This is a genomic window from Mumia sp. ZJ430 (assembly GCF_011751845.1).
Classification (GTDB): Bacteria; Actinomycetota; Actinomycetes; order Propionibacteriales; family Nocardioidaceae; genus Mumia.
On the sequence record NZ_JAAHFK010000004.1, the window covers coordinates 554,167 to 567,982 of the forward strand.

11 protein-coding genes and 1 tRNA gene are annotated in these 13,816 nt (G+C 70.3%); 6 read left to right on the top strand and 6 right to left on the bottom strand.

Going from position 1 to position 13,816, the window contains the following annotated elements:
- Positions 1-11: 11 nt before the first annotated feature.
- Positions 12-1,229 carry a branched-chain amino acid ABC transporter substrate-binding protein gene (locus tag HCT63_RS18875; RefSeq protein WP_167008530.1) on the bottom strand — a complete coding sequence of 406 codons (1,218 nt, stop codon included), beginning with the start codon at positions 1,227-1,229 and terminating at the stop codon, positions 12-14.
- A 252-nt stretch (positions 1,230-1,481) separates the two neighbouring features.
- Positions 1,482-1,564 (bottom strand) — tRNA-Leu (locus tag HCT63_RS18880).
- Between the two features lie 39 nt (positions 1,565-1,603).
- On the opposite strand from HCT63_RS18880, the gene HCT63_RS18885 reads away from it, so the two are divergent.
- Positions 1,604-2,254, top strand: coding sequence for a response regulator (locus HCT63_RS18885; RefSeq protein ID WP_243843122.1), 651 nt, complete (start codon positions 1,604-1,606; stop codon positions 2,252-2,254).
- A gap of 76 nt (positions 2,255-2,330) precedes the next feature.
- Here HCT63_RS18885 and HCT63_RS18890 read toward each other — a convergent pair whose 3' ends face one another.
- Positions 2,331-2,639 (bottom strand): hypothetical protein, encoded by a 309-nt coding sequence (locus HCT63_RS18890; RefSeq protein WP_167008532.1) that lies wholly within the window; start codon positions 2,637-2,639, stop codon positions 2,331-2,333.
- Between the two features lie 229 nt (positions 2,640-2,868).
- Positions 2,869-3,615: a DUF554 domain-containing protein gene (locus HCT63_RS18895; protein WP_167008533.1), complete on the bottom strand. Its 747-nt coding sequence runs from the start codon at positions 3,613-3,615 to the stop codon at positions 2,869-2,871.
- 108 nt (positions 3,616-3,723) lie between these two features.
- On the opposite strand from HCT63_RS18895, the gene HCT63_RS18900 reads away from it, so the two are divergent.
- From HCT63_RS18900 to HCT63_RS18910, 3 genes are all read left to right on the top strand, one after another.
- Positions 3,724-4,323 (top strand): GNAT family N-acetyltransferase, encoded by a 600-nt coding sequence (locus HCT63_RS18900; RefSeq protein WP_243843151.1) that lies wholly within the window; start codon positions 3,724-3,726, stop codon positions 4,321-4,323.
- 83 nt (positions 4,324-4,406) lie between these two features.
- Complete coding sequence (polA, locus tag HCT63_RS18905) at positions 4,407-7,106, top strand: DNA polymerase I (protein WP_167008537.1); 2,700 nt, start codon at positions 4,407-4,409, stop codon at positions 7,104-7,106.
- An 87-nt stretch (positions 7,107-7,193) separates the two neighbouring features.
- Positions 7,194-9,560, top strand: coding sequence for an arylsulfatase (locus HCT63_RS18910; RefSeq protein WP_167008539.1), 2,367 nt, complete (start codon positions 7,194-7,196; stop codon positions 9,558-9,560).
- A gap of 7 nt (positions 9,561-9,567) precedes the next feature.
- Here the strand turns inward: HCT63_RS18910 and HCT63_RS18915 are convergent, their stop codons facing one another.
- Positions 9,568-10,782, bottom strand: a complete 1,215-nt coding sequence (locus HCT63_RS18915) for a polysaccharide biosynthesis protein (protein ID WP_167008541.1) — start codon at positions 10,780-10,782, stop codon at positions 9,568-9,570.
- 22 nt (positions 10,783-10,804) lie between these two features.
- On the opposite strand from HCT63_RS18915, the gene HCT63_RS18920 reads away from it, so the two are divergent.
- Positions 10,805-12,364 (top strand): hypothetical protein, encoded by a 1,560-nt coding sequence (locus tag HCT63_RS18920; protein WP_167008543.1) that lies wholly within the window; start codon positions 10,805-10,807, stop codon positions 12,362-12,364.
- A 90-nt stretch (positions 12,365-12,454) separates the two neighbouring features.
- Positions 12,455-12,604 (top strand): DUF2613 family protein, encoded by a 150-nt coding sequence (locus HCT63_RS20310; protein ID WP_208322517.1) that lies wholly within the window; start codon positions 12,455-12,457, stop codon positions 12,602-12,604.
- Between the two features lie 39 nt (positions 12,605-12,643).
- Here HCT63_RS20310 and HCT63_RS18925 read toward each other — a convergent pair whose 3' ends face one another.
- Entirely contained in the window at positions 12,644-13,768 is a 1,125-nt protein-coding gene (locus HCT63_RS18925) for a glycosyltransferase family 4 protein (protein WP_167008546.1), read from the bottom strand.
- Positions 13,769-13,816 lie beyond the last annotated feature (48 nt).

Consider the following 13,816-nt stretch of genomic DNA (forward strand, 5'->3'; position numbering starts at 1 on the left):
CAGCTGGCTCGTTACTCGATCACGCCGACCGAGACGATCTTGCCGTCCTGAACCTTGTAGCCGTAAACGGGAAGCTCGGTGAGCTCACCGGTCTCGTCCCACTTGAACTTCTTGCTGATGCCCTGGGCGTCGTAGTTCTTGACCCAGTCCTTCAGCTTCGCGCGGTCCTGGTTGCCGGCGTCGATGCCCGCGAGGAGCACCGTCGTGGCGTCGTAGCCCTCGACCGAGTAGGTGCCCGGAGCAGTGCCGTTCGAGACCTTCTCGTAGGCGTCGGCGAAGCTGGTGATCAGCTCGCCCGGGATGCACGGGCAGGTGAAGTAGGCGTTGCTCGAGGCATCGCCGGCCTGCTTGATGAACTGGTCGTCCTTGACGCCGTCAGGGCCGATGAAGGCGCCCTTGTAGCCCTTGGCCACCAGCTGCTGGTTGAACGGCGCAGCCTCGGCGTAGTAGCCCGAGTAGAACACCGCATCCGGGTTCTCCGCGAGGATCTTGGAGATCGTCGCCGAGAAGTCCTTCTGACCCGTTGTCACCGCGTCGGTGCCGGCGAGGCTGTCGGCGAGCGCCTCGGTGGTCGAGGTGGCGAGGCCGATGCCGTAGTCGGAGTCGTCCTGGACGACGTAGACGCTCTTGGCGCCGATCTTCTCGGCGAGAGTTGGGACGGCCGGGCCCTGGACGTTGTCGTTGCCCAGACCACGGAAGAAGGTCGTCCAGCCGTTGGTCGTCAGCAGCGGGTTGGTCGCCGACGGCGTGATGTGGACGAGGCCGGCCTGCTCGAGGATGTTGCCGGTCGCCTTCGACTCACCGGAGAACGGAAGACCGATGACTCCGATGATGTTCTCGTCGTTGGTCGCCTGCGTCACCGGGCCGGTCGCCTTGTTGGGGTCGCCCTCGGTGTCGAACTTGCGCAGCTGGACCTGGCAGTCCTTGTTGGCCTCGTTGTGCTCGTTGATCGCGAGCTGGACGCCGTTGACGATGTTGATGCCCAGCTGGGCGTTGGGGCCGGTCTCGGCACCGATGTAGGCGAGGGTGGTCGTCGCCGGGCACTCGGCCTTGCCGTCGCCTGCAGGCGTGACGGCGTCCGCAGGAGCCTCGATCGAGGTCTGGACCTCGAGCTCAGGCGCTGTGGAGCTGTTGTCGCTGCCGCCGCCGTCGTCGTCGTTGTTGGCACACCCGGCCAGGGCCAGGGTCAGCGCTGCGGCTACTGCGAGCGCCTTCGTGGAACGAGACACGATGGTGTCCTCCGATTCGTTGGTGCCCGGCCCGTGGATCGTCTCGGGGCGGACGTGCGTCCCAATGCATTAACTGCATCGTTGTAGCACAGCGGCGGTGCTTCCGAACCCCGAAGATTCCAAGCCGTTATGAAACCGGCGCGAAGTTGACGGCATCCGGTTGTACGCGGCAACCGTGCGTGTGAAGAGGACCGTAGCGGACGCAGGTTGCGAAAAGATTTCCGCGGGTGCTGAGTAGCAGCGACCATGAAGTGCCGGGTGCGGGACTCGAACCCGCACATCCTTTCGGACAGTGGTTTTTGAGACCACCGCGTCTACCATTCCGCCAACCCGGCCCGGCGCGGCGCGTCGAACGCGCGGGATAACCTTCTCACGTGACTTCCGCAGAGAGCACCCCTGGTGCGCGCCCGACCGTGCGCCGTGTCGTCATCGCCGAGGACGAGGCCCTGATCCGTCTGGACCTCGCCGAGATGCTCGCCGAGGAAGGCGTCGAGGTCGTCGGTCAGGCGGCCGACGGCGAGCAGGCCGTCGCCCTTGTGGAGGAGCTGCGACCCGACCTCGTGGTCATGGACGTCAAGATGCCCAAGCTCGACGGCATCTCGGCCGCCGAGCGCATCGCGTCTCAGCGCATCGCGCCCGTCGTCATGCTCACGGCGTTCAGCCAGCGCGAGCTCGTCGAGCGGGCGCGCGACGCCGGCGCCATGGCCTACCTCGTCAAGCCGTTCAGCAAGTCCGACCTCGTCCCCGCGATCGAGATGGCGGTGAGCCGCTTCGCCGAGATCGCCGCCCTGGAGGCAGAGGTCGCGGGACTCGAGGACCGTCTCGAGACGCGTCGGGCCGTCGAGCGCGCCAAGGGGCTCCTCCAGGAGGCGCTCGGGATCACCGAGCCGCAGGCGTTCCGCTGGATCCAGAAGACCGCGATGGACCTGCGCATGTCGATGCGCGCTGTTGCCGAGGGGGTCGTCGACCACGGCCCTCCGCTGGGTGGTGCGGCGGGCGTCGCGGACACGTCCGACGTGCAGTAGCGACCTTCTCCCCGTCCCGTTCGGCGTCACGCCACGCATCGGCGGATGCCCGCTCCTCGCCCGCTCCCGCCCGACCTCACCGCACCTCGTACGCGATGTCCTTCGCGAACGAGGTGGAGGAAGCTCGGCTCGCCCTCCCGACGGCAGCCGGGTCGACGGCGCGACGCGGCATCGGCTGCTCGGGTACGACGAGGGACCGGAGCTCCCGCTCGAGTTCGTGATCGACCAGGACCAGCACCGCGAGCTGGACGGGGTCTTCCTGCACCGGACGCTCGCGTTTCCACCCCTCGACACCGTCGGAGTCACGCCGGCGGCAGCGTTCATCCGGTGCTGCGAGCGGCAACGGCTGATCGACCTCGTCAAGCGTGGCGACTGGTTGTTGCACCGCGGCCACATGGCTCTCGGGGGGCTCGTCGAGCTTGCGACCGAGCAAGCGTGGCGACCGGGTCGGCTCGCGTGCGCTGATGTTGCTGGTGCACCGCCTCCTGCGCGAGCGCGGCTACGACGGTCCGGCGCCCGCCTTCGGTGCGCAGTGGCGTGCGCTGTTCGAGGTGGTTCCCGGGCGTCGTCCGCGCCGTGCGTCCCGACGGCGCGCCCGCGGGGTCCGCAGGCGCTCAGCGCAGCCAGATCACGGACTGCACGAGCACGGGCGCGACGATCAGCGCCGGGAGCATGTCACCCACCGCGATCGGGCGGATGTTGAGCAGCCGCAGGGCGACTCCGATGAGCAGCACGCCACCCGTCGCCGTCAGGGCGATGACGTGCGGCTCGGGCACGAACGAGCCCATGACCGCACCGAGGATCGTGAACCCGCCCTGGATCACACCCACCGCGAGGGCCGACGCCATCACCCCGACGCCGAGCGAGGCGGCGAACGCGATCGCCGCGAATCCGTCGAGCGCCGACTTGAGCAGCAGCTGCTGCGCGCCGCCGCCGAGCCCGTCGGTGATCGACCCGAGGATGGTGAGCGGCCCGACGCAGAAGACCAGCGACGCCGTCATGAATCCTTCGACGAAACGTGCACGCGCCCCCTCGTCGGCGGCACCGCCCATCCGTGCCTGGAGGACGACGCCGACATGCTCGAGGCGGTGCTCGATCCGCAGCAGCGAGCCGATGAACCCGCCGAGGACGACGGCCCCCAGCACGATCAGCACCGGCGCGCTCGGCCCCACGGCGTCGGACAGGAGCCGGTCGGTGACCGCGACGGCCGACAGGGCGGCGATGAGCAGGGTCACGAGCCCGAGGCCGTCGGTGACGACGGCGCGGGTGCGTGCGGGAAGCCGGTGGCCGACCAGGAGCCCGATGCCCGACCCGGCCAGCACTGCGAGCACGTTCACGACCGTCCCAGCCCCGATGAACACTGGCTCTCCTCGGCTCGTCCGGGTGCCGCCCCGACCTTGTGACAGGAGCGCCCACCACGGCGTAGTGTTTCACCCTTGACTCGACCCGAGGGGGGCCTGGTGGCACGTATGCCGCTGGAGGTGCGTGAGGCGGTTCCCGCCGACGCGAAGACACTGATCGACCTCTGGAGGGTGTGCGTGTCGGGAGACCCAGGCACGGCTGAAGCGACCACGATGACGGTGGTTGCCTGGCAAGAGCCCTCGGTCGCCGAGGCCACCGAGGCCCTGGGGCTCCTCGATACCGATGCGCGCCGACGCCTGTGCGTGGCGACGATCGCCGACCAGGTGGTCGGTGCGATCCAGGTCGAGCTGGCCCCGCAGACACCGCTCCACCTGAGCAGCATGGTCATCGTGAGCGAGCTGCACGTCCATCCGCGCTTCCGCCGCCGAGGGATCGCGTCCTCGCTGATGAGCGTCGCCGTCGACTGGGCCGAGGACGCCGGCTCGAGCCTGGTGTACGCGTGGGCGCCGTCCGCCTCCCGCGACGCCCACCGGTTCCTCACGCGGATCGGTTTCGGCCAGTTCGCGACCGTACGCGCAGCCCGGGTGCGGATCCTGCGCGCCCGTGCTGCGGGGCGGGCGAGCGGGCGGAGCACTGGGAGGCTGATCGCGGTGCGTCGCTCCCTGCTCCGTACGCACGACGCGCTGGCCCGGACCGCCCGCGAGTGACCGCCCGCGACCGACGTCACGCGGCTGGCCGCCCGACGAACGGGGGCGCGATCCGCGTCGGTGGCGACCGTTAGAGTCGGTGCGTGGACTCGACCAGCACCGCTGACCCTGCTCTCGCCGACTCCGGCCGCCTCCTCCTCATCGACGGCCACTCGGTGGCCTACCGGGCCTTCTTCGCCCTCCCCGTCGAGAACTTCTCGACCACGACGGGCCAGCACACCAACGCGGTCTACGGCTTCACGTCCATGCTGATCAACGTCCTGCGCGACGAGCAGCCGACCCACCTGGCGGTCGCGTTCGACGTCTCGCGCAAGACCTTCCGGCGCGAGGAGTACGCCGAGTACAAGGCCAACCGCTCCAAGTCGCCCGACGAGTTCACCGGCCAGGTCGCCCTGATCAAGGAAGTCCTCGACGCGCTGCACGTGACCTACCTCGAGCTGGAGGGCTTCGAGGCCGACGACATCATCGGCACCCTGGCGACGCGGGCGGAGCAGGACGGCTTCGAGGTGCTCATCTGCACCGGCGACCGCGACGCGCTCCAGCTGGTCACCGACACCACGACCGTGCTCTACCCGCGCAAGGGCGTCTCTGACCTCGCACGCATGACTCCGCAGGCGGTGGAGGAGAAGTACGGCGTCGTCCCAGCGCGCTACCCGGACGTCGCCGCCCTGGTCGGCGAGACCAGCGACAACCTCCCCGGCGTCCCCGGGGTCGGCCCCAAGACCGCGGCCAAGTGGCTCGCCCAGTTCGACGGCCTCGACGGCCTGGTCCGCGATGCCGACAAGGTCACTGGCAAGGCGGGGCAGTCATTCCGCGACCACCTGGCCGACGTCATCCGCAACCGCCGCATCAACGCCCTGGTGCGCGATCTCGACCTCCCGGTCACCACCGCCGACCTCGCTCTCCAGCCGTGGGACCGCGACGCCGTCCACCAGGTCTTCGACGGCCTGGAGTTCCGGGTCCTGCGCGACCGGCTGTTCCAGACCCTCTCGACCGAGGAGCCCGAGGCCGAGGAGGGCTTCGAGGTCTCCGGCGTAGTCCTCGGTGAGGGCGAGGTCGCGGCCTGGCTTGACGAGCACGTGCCCGAGGGGGTGCCGGTCGGCGTCCGCGTCGGCGGATCCTGGGGCCGGGGGACCGGCCGCGTGGACACGCTCGCGCTCGCCCCGGGCAACGACGGCGCGGCGTGGTTCGACGTGGCGACGCTGACGCCGTCGGACGAAGCCGCCGTGGCCGCGTGGCTCGCCGACGGCGCGCGGCCCAAGGTGCTCCACGACGCTAAGGGCCCGATCCTCGCCCTCCGCGCGCAGGGGTGGACGGTCGCCGGCCTCGCGAGCGACACCGCACTCGCCGCCTACCTGGCGCGGCCCGACCAGCGGTCGTACGACCTCGAGGACCTGGCCCTGCGCTACCTCCACCGCGAGCTGCGCGTCGAGGACCACGGCGACCAGCTCACCCTCGATGTCGCCGACGACGCCGCCGCGCAGGACGCGATGCTCCAGGCCGCTGCGGTCGTCGAGCTGAGCGGTGCGCTCGACGCCGAGCTCGACAAGCAGGGCGGGCGTACGCTCCTCGACACCGTCGAGCTTCCCCTCGTCAGCGTGCTGGCCGACATGGAGGAGGTCGGCGTCGCCGTCGACACCGACGCGCTCGAGACCCTCGAGGAGGAGTTCGCGACGCGCGTCCGTACGGCGGCCGACGAGGCGTACGAGGTGATCGGCAAGGAGATCAACCTGGGTTCGCCCAAGCAGCTCCAGGTCGTCCTGTTCGACGAGCTCGGCATGCCCAAGACCAAGCGCACCAAGACCGGATACACGACAGATGCCGATGCGCTCCAGCAGCTCTACGCCAAGACCGAGCACCCATTCCTCCTGCACCTCCTCGAGCACCGCGACGCGACCCGGCTGCGGGTGACGGTCGAGGGGCTCCGCAAGACGGTCGCGCCGGACGGCCGCATCCACACCACGTACAACCAGACGATCGCCGCGACCGGGCGCCTCAGCTCGGCCGACCCCAACCTCCAGAACATCCCGATCAGGACGGCCGCGGGGCGCCGCATCCGTGAGGCCTTCGTCGTCGGCACGGGCTACGACACGCTGCTCACGGCCGACTACAGTCAGATCGAAATGCGGATCATGGCCGACCTCTCCGAGGAGCAGGCGCTGATCGACGCCTTCAACTCCGGCGCCGACTTCCACACGATCACGGCGTCGCGCGTGTTCCAGGTCGAGCCCGAGGCCATCGACGTCGGCATGCGCTCACGCATCAAGGCGATGAACTACGGCCTCGCGTACGGGCTGTCCTCGTACGGGCTGAGCCAGCAGCTCGGCATCGAGACGCGCGAGGCGCAGGCGCTGATGGACGAGTACTTCACGCAGTTCGGCGGCGTGCGCGACTACCTGCGCGGCGTCGTCGACGATGCCCGTCGTACGGGCTTCACCGAGACGATCATGGGCCGTCGCCGCTATCTCCCCGACCTGGTGAGCGACAACCGTCAGCGCCGCGAGATGGCCGAGCGGATGGCGCTCAACGCCCCGATCCAGGGTTCGGCGGCCGACATCATCAAGGTCGCCATGCTCGGGGTGGACCGCGCGCTGCGCGAGGCCGACCTTCGCTCGCGGATGCTGCTGCAGGTCCACGACGAGCTCGTGCTCGAGGTGGCCGCGGACGAGAAGGACGCCGTCGAGCAGATCGTGCGCGACGAGATGGCGCGGGCCGCCGACCTCAAGGTGCCGCTCGACGTGTCGGTCGGCATCGGCCGCTCGTGGCACGAGGCGGGCCACTAGCCCGGTCTCACCCACAAGGGGTGACGGAGTCGGAGCCGTTCGGGGTCACGGTGGGTATGAGACACCCGACCCGACGGAGGTGGGCCGATGCGCCCCGACCGCCACGCGCGCTCGATGCTGCCGATCCCTGATCGCCGGCCACCAGGACTGACGACGTACGACGCCAAGGACCCGGAGACCTCGTACCCGCCGATCGAGCCGCTCCTCCCTCCCGAGGGCGCACCCAACGTGCTGGTTATCTTGCTGGACGACGTCGGTTTCGGCGCCTCGAGCGTGTTCGGGGGGCCGTGCCGTACGCCGACCGCGGAGCGACTCGCGGCCGGCGGGCTTCGCTACAACCGGTTCCACACGACGGCGTTGTGCGCGCCGACCCGGCAGGCGCTGCTGACCGGGCGCAACCACCACTCCGTCGGCATGGGCAGCATCACCGAGACCGCGACCTCGGCCCCGGGCAACAGCTCGCTGCGCCCGAACACCAAGGCGCCGTTGGCGATGACGCTCAAGCTCAACGGCTACTCGACGGCGCAGTACGGCAAGTGTCACGAGGTGCCGGTGTGGCAGTCATCGCCGCTCGGTCCGTTCGACGCGTGGCCGTCCGGTGGCGGCGGGTTCGAGACGTTCTACGGCTTCATCGGCGGCGAGAACAACCAGTGGGATCCCGCTCTGTACGACGGGACGACGCCGGTCGAGCCACCCCGTACCGCGGAGGAGGGCTACCACCTCACCGAGGACCTCGCGGACCGGGCGACCAGCTGGATGCGGCAGCAGAAGGCACTGATGCCCGACAAGCCGTTCTTCGTCTACTTCGCGCCCGGGGCGACGCATGCGCCTCACCACGTCCCGAAGGAGTGGGCCGACCGCTACGCGGGGGCGTTCGACGAGGGCTGGGACGTCCAGCGGGAGCGGACCTTCGCTCGCCAGAAGGAGCTCGGCGTGATCCCGGGGGACGCCGACCTCACTGTCCGGCACGACGAGATCACCGCGTGGGACGACATGCCGGACGAGCTGAAGCCGGTGCTCGCGCGTCAGATGGAGGTGTACGCGGGCTTCCTCGAGCACACCGACCACCAGGTCGGGCGCCTGGTCGACACGCTCGAGGAGCTCGACATCCTCGACAGCACGCTCGTCTACTACATCATCGGCGACAACGGGGCGTCCGCCGAGGGCACGATGAACGGCGCCTTCAACGAGATGGCCAACTTCAATGGGATGGCCGCGATCGAGACGCCCGAGTTCATGCTCAGCAAGAAGGACGAGCTCGGCTCGCCCGAGTCGTACAACCACTATTCCGTCGGTTGGGCGTGGGCGATGAACACGCCGTTCCAGTGGACGAAGCAGATCGCCTCCCACTGGGGCGGCACGCGCAACGGCACGATCGTCCACTGGCCGGACCAGATCGCGGACAAGGGTGGCGTCCGCTCGCAGTTCACCCACGTGATCGACATCGCGCCCACAGTCCTCGAGGCCGCCGGGCTGCCGGAGCCGACGATGGTCAACGGCGTGCTCCAGTCGCCGATGGAAGGGACGAGCATGGCGTACTCGTTCACCGACACGGAAGCAGCAGAGCGCCACGACCTGCAGTACTTCGAGATGTTCGGCAACCGCGGGATCTACCACCGCGGCTGGAGCGCCGTCACCAAGCACCGGACGCCGTGGGTCATGCTCGGCAGCAACGTTCCGCCATTCGACGACGACCTCTGGGAGCTGTATGACAGCAGCACCGACTACAGCCAGGCCCACGACCTGGCCGCTGAGAACCCTGAGCTGCTCGCCAAACTCCAGCGGCTGTGGCTGATCGAGGCCACCAAGTACGACGTGCTCCCGATGGACGACCGTCTGGCTGAGCGCATCGACCCGGCGGCGGCGGGGAGGCCGACGCTGATCCACGGCGACTCCCAGCTGTTCTTCCCTGGCATGGGGCGGCTGTCGGAGAACAGCGTCGTGAGCATCAAGAACAGGTCGTTCTCCGTTACCGCCGACGTCGAGGTCCCTGACGGCGGTGCCGAGGGCGTGATCATCGCCCAGGGTGGACGGTTCGGGGGTTGGTGCCTGTACGCGAAGGACGGCCACGCGAAGTTCGTCTACAACGTGCTCGGCATCCACGAGTTCGCGACCGTGGCGGATGCGCCGATCCCGTCCGGCCGCCATCAGGTGCGGATCGAGTTCGCGTACGACGGGGGCGGGCTCGCGAAGGGCGGCGACGTCACGCTCTTCCACGACGGCGACCAGGTCGGTTCGGGGCGGGTCGAGGCGACCCAGCCGATGGTCTTCTCGGCTGACGAGACGACGGACATCGGCTATGAGTCGGGGACGACCGTGTCGCGCGACTACACCGCGGCGAGCAGCAGGTTCACTGGGACCGTGCACTGGGTCCAGATCGACGTCGGTTCCGACGATCACGACCATTTCATCGACCCCGACGAGCGTCTGCGGGTCGCGATGGCGCGCCAGTAGGGGCGGGTCAGCCGGCGGCGCGCACCGCACGGGACTCGCGGTACGACATCGCCCACGCGGCTGCGGCCACGACCGCTGCCGTCCCGACCATCGTGACGACGACCCCCGCGACGTGCAGGGGCAGGACGAGGATGAGCGTCGCCGCGACGGCGCTCGCGATCCACAGCACCGCCACGATGCCGTGAGAGCGGCGCGCGAGGGCGTCGAAGACGAGGAGTTGGACGATTGCGAGCAGCGATCCCTCGAGGGCGAAGAGCCACAGCAGCGGCTGGACCTCGGCATACTGGTCACCGCCGACGAGGATGAGCGCGATCCCGGATAGCGCGGCCGTCACGGCCGTCGCGACGGCACCGACGACGGCGACCGCGAGGGTGGCGAGGCGGCGCGCGCGATCGGCGCGGGCGCGGGCGAGCCGGGGGAACGCGACGATGCTGACGAACTGCGGGAGGAACAGCGCCGCCTTCGTGAGGATGAGGCCGGCGCCGTACAGCCCGCTGTCATGGGGGTCGAGAGCGACGCGCGCCAGGAGCGCGTCGAGATTGCTGAGGACCAGGTAGGCGAGCATCGCGTGCGAGCCCGCCAGCACCTCCCAGACGTACGGGCGGGCGCCGCCGACGCCGCCTGCCCGCAGGAGCCTGCCGCACACGAGGATCGGGAGCCATGCGCCGACCATCACACCGGCGACCGCGGCGGTCGGCGTCGCGCTGATCAGCATCGCGGCCGTCCCGAACACGATGCGGCCGAGCCCGCTGGTCACGTACACGACCGACAGCGACGTCCAGCGGTGCTGGCCCTGGGCGATCCCCGCGAGCGCGCCCATCAGCGTGAGCGGGACGACCGCGGCGCCGCACAGCACCACGGGCCAGGCCGAGTCGAGCCGGAGGACATCGGCGATGAGCGGGCTCAGCACGGCGAGCACGCCACCCACGGCCGCGCCCATGCCGACGGAGACCGCGGTCGCTGTCGCGGCGATGCGGTCGGCCGAGCCGGGGGAGACGGCGATCCGGCGGGCGGTGGTCGTCTGCACCGCGAGGGATCCGACATTGGCGACGAGGATGACGCCGAGCAGCGCGGTGAGCGCGCCGAACGAGGCAGGGACCAAGAGGCGGGCGGCGAGCAGGGTGAACGCGTACGCGCCGACGTTCTGGACCATCATCGCGACGGCGATGCGGCCTCCGGCGCTCACTGCGGTCGAAGGGCGGCTCGGTGGGGGCGCAGACACGGACCCGATATAACCATGCGTGATGGGACGACGTCTTTTGGGGAACGCGTGGCCGTGGGTCATGGCGCTGCTGGTGTGCGCGCCGATGCTCGCCTCCGGCTACGTCCTGTCGTACGACATGGTCTTCGTCCCGAGGCTGGACATCACCCGCCCGGACGTGTGGGGACTGGGATCGGCGACCCCGCGGGCGGTCCCGTCCGACGCGGTCGTCGCGGTCGCGAACCTCGTGGTCCCCGGCTGGCTCCTCCAGAAGGTGGTCCTCGTCGGGAGCCTGGTCGCCGCCGGTGCCGGCGCGATGCGGATGCTGGGTCGGTTCGGGCTCGGCGCGCAGCTCGCAGGCACGACGTGGTTCGTCTGGAACCCGTACGTCGCCGAGCGACTCGTCATCGGGCACTGGCCGCTCCTGGTCGCGTACGCCGCGCTCCCGTGGCTCGTCGTCGCGTGCCTGGAGGTTCGTGAGGGCGGTACCCCGCGATGGTGGCGCTGGGTCGTGCTGCTCGCCGCAACCGCGCTGAGCCCGGCCTCGGGCGTGATCGGCGCGGTGCTGGCGGTGTCGGTGTGCGGGTGGCGGCGCTGTGGTCGGGTCGGCCTCGTGGCGGTGGTGGTGAACCTGCCGTGGATCGTCGCCGGGTTCGCGCACGCCGGTGCGGGCCGTAGCGACCCGGCGGGCGTCGCGGTGTTCGCGCTGCAGCCCGAGGCGGGCCTGGGCCGGCTGGGCGCGGCGCTGAGCCTCGGCGGCATCTGGAACGTCGACGTGGTTCCGGACTCTCGCGACCTCGTGACGGCGACGCTCTTCTGCCTGGTCCTGTGGACCGTGATGGCGGTCGGCGCGGTGACCGCATGGCGGGGTGGTCCGGCCCGAGAGCCCGTACGCGCGCTGGTGCCCGCCGCGGTGATCGCACTGGCCATCGCCCTGGTCGGGGCGTATGTGCCGGCGGTGCTGGAGTGGGTCGTCGAGGTCGTGCCGGGTGGCGGGCTGCTGCGTGACGGCGCGCGCTACCTCGCCCTGCTCGCGCCACTGCAGGCCGTCCTCGTCGCGGCGGGCGTGGCGGCGCTGGCGGGCCGGGTGCGTGACGGTTTCGCGCGGACCTCCGTCCTCGTGGTGGCCGTCCTCCTTCCGATCGCGGTGATGCCCGACCTGGCGTGGGGCGCCGCCGGCCGGCTCGAGGCGGTCTCGTACCCCGCCGAGTGGGACGAGGCGCGGGCGGCGATCGCCGACAGCGATGCCGAGGGCGACCTGGTCTCACTGCCGTTCGGCGCGTTCCGCGCACCGGCATGGAACGACGGCCGGGTGGTCCTCGACCCGGCCGGGCGCTACTTCCCGCGGGAGACGGTCGTCGACGACGAGCTCGTGGTCTCGGGGACGGTCGTGGGCGGCGAGGACGCGCGCGCGGCGGCGGTCCGCGAGGCACTGGCCTCCGACGATCCCGCCGCTACCCTGCGCGCGGAGGGGATCGGCCTGGTGGTCGTGGCCCTCGACGCGTTCGGAGCCGACGACCTCGACGAGCTCCAGGCGGAGCTGGAGCCGCTGTTCACCGGCGAGGAGATCGCCGTGTACGAGGTGCCGTCGGACGCGCGGTAACGGGTCAGGTCACGACTTCGCCACGGTGTTGGTGGGTTCGCCCTACCGGCTGGTACCCTGGCGGCTCGGACTTCAGGAGGGAAGATACTCGTGGGCAGTTTCCTTGGTGGCGTGGCCGCGATCGTCGTCGGCGCCGGCCTCGGTGCGGCAACCGTCGTTGGTGTCGTTCAGTCGCAGGCGACGTCGGACAACCCGACGCAGCCGACGTCTTCCGTCGTCAACTACGGCGCGAACCGCTGACGACCCACTGAGCCCTCCGCCGTGAGGGCTCGCCAGGTTTTATCGAGAGGGCTTCGCCAGGACACTGGCGAAGCCCTCTCTCGTCTGTGTCCAGGTGAAGGCGCGGCTCTTGTCGAGGGCACCCTTGCCGAGCCGCTCACGCAGCGCGTCGTCGGTCATCAGGTGACGGACAGCCGCGACGAACTCGGCCTGGTCGTCCACGAGGACGCCCGAATCGCCGTCGTCGACGGACTCCTGGGTGCCGCCGGCCGAGCGGTAGGCGACGGTGGGTGTGCTGTGCGAGCCGGCCTCACCCACGACCAGCCCCCAGCCCTCCTTGAGTGAGGGGAGGAGCATCAGCCAGGACGACGCGTACACGTCGTGCTTCGCGCGCTCGTCCACGAACCCGGTGAACACGACGCGGTCGGCGACCCCGCGACCGGCGGCGTACGCGCGCAGCTCGTCCTCCCACCAGCCGTCGCCGACGACGGTGAGAGTCAGGTCGGGGAGCTCGGTGAGTGCGGCGACGGCGTCGATGGCGTGCTCGACCTGCTTGTGCGGGACGAGGCGACCGACGACGCACATCGATGGGTGCGTCGAGCGCTCGACGTCGGTGGCAGGAGTCGGGTCTGTGCCGTTGTGGACCACGGAGACGCGCTCGCGTCCCACACCGAGGGCGACGAGCTCGTCGCGCGTCGCGGTCGAGACGGCGACGTAGCGGGAGCGGCGGTAGAGCCGCGGCGCGACCCAGGACTCGATCCACCACCCGACACGACCGACGAGGCCGGGATAGACGACCGGCCACTGCTCGCGGTGGACGTGGTGGACCAGCACCACGACGGGCTTGCGGGTCGCGAGCCGGGTGAAGAACGGAAGGCCGTTCTGGACATCGACGACGAGGTCGACGTGGCCGAACCGGCGCAGCAGCAGGCGGAGGAACGCGAACACGTAGACGGCCATCTTGTCGCCGCGGCGGACGAAACGGATCCCGTCGCGCAGCTCGTCGCGCGGCGCCTGGTCGTGCGCGGCGCAGAACACGGTGACGCGGTCACCGCGCTCGACCAGCCCTCGCGCGACCTCCTCGACGAACCGTTCGGAGCCGCCGCCCTCGGGGTTGCGGGTGTCGCGCCAGTTGCAGATCAGCACGTGGCGCCCCGGCCGCAGTGTCGGCAGGCTCGTTGGCATGTCGTGGTCTCCCTCCCAGCAGCCGCCAAGGTTACCAGCGAGTCAAGG

Coding starts and splice junctions, on each gene's coding strand:
- HCT63_RS18900 (WP_243843151.1), top strand. CDS start 3,724: ATGCCGCTGGAGGTGCGTGAGGCGGTTCCCGCCGACGCGAAGACACTG.
- HCT63_RS18925 (WP_167008546.1), bottom strand. CDS start 13,768: ATGCCAACGAGCCTGCCGACACTGCGGCCGGGGCGCCACGTGCTGATC.
- HCT63_RS18920 (WP_167008543.1), top strand. CDS start 10,805: ATGGGACGACGTCTTTTGGGGAACGCGTGGCCGTGGGTCATGGCGCTG.
- HCT63_RS18910 (WP_167008539.1), top strand. CDS start 7,194: ATGCGCCCCGACCGCCACGCGCGCTCGATGCTGCCGATCCCTGATCGC.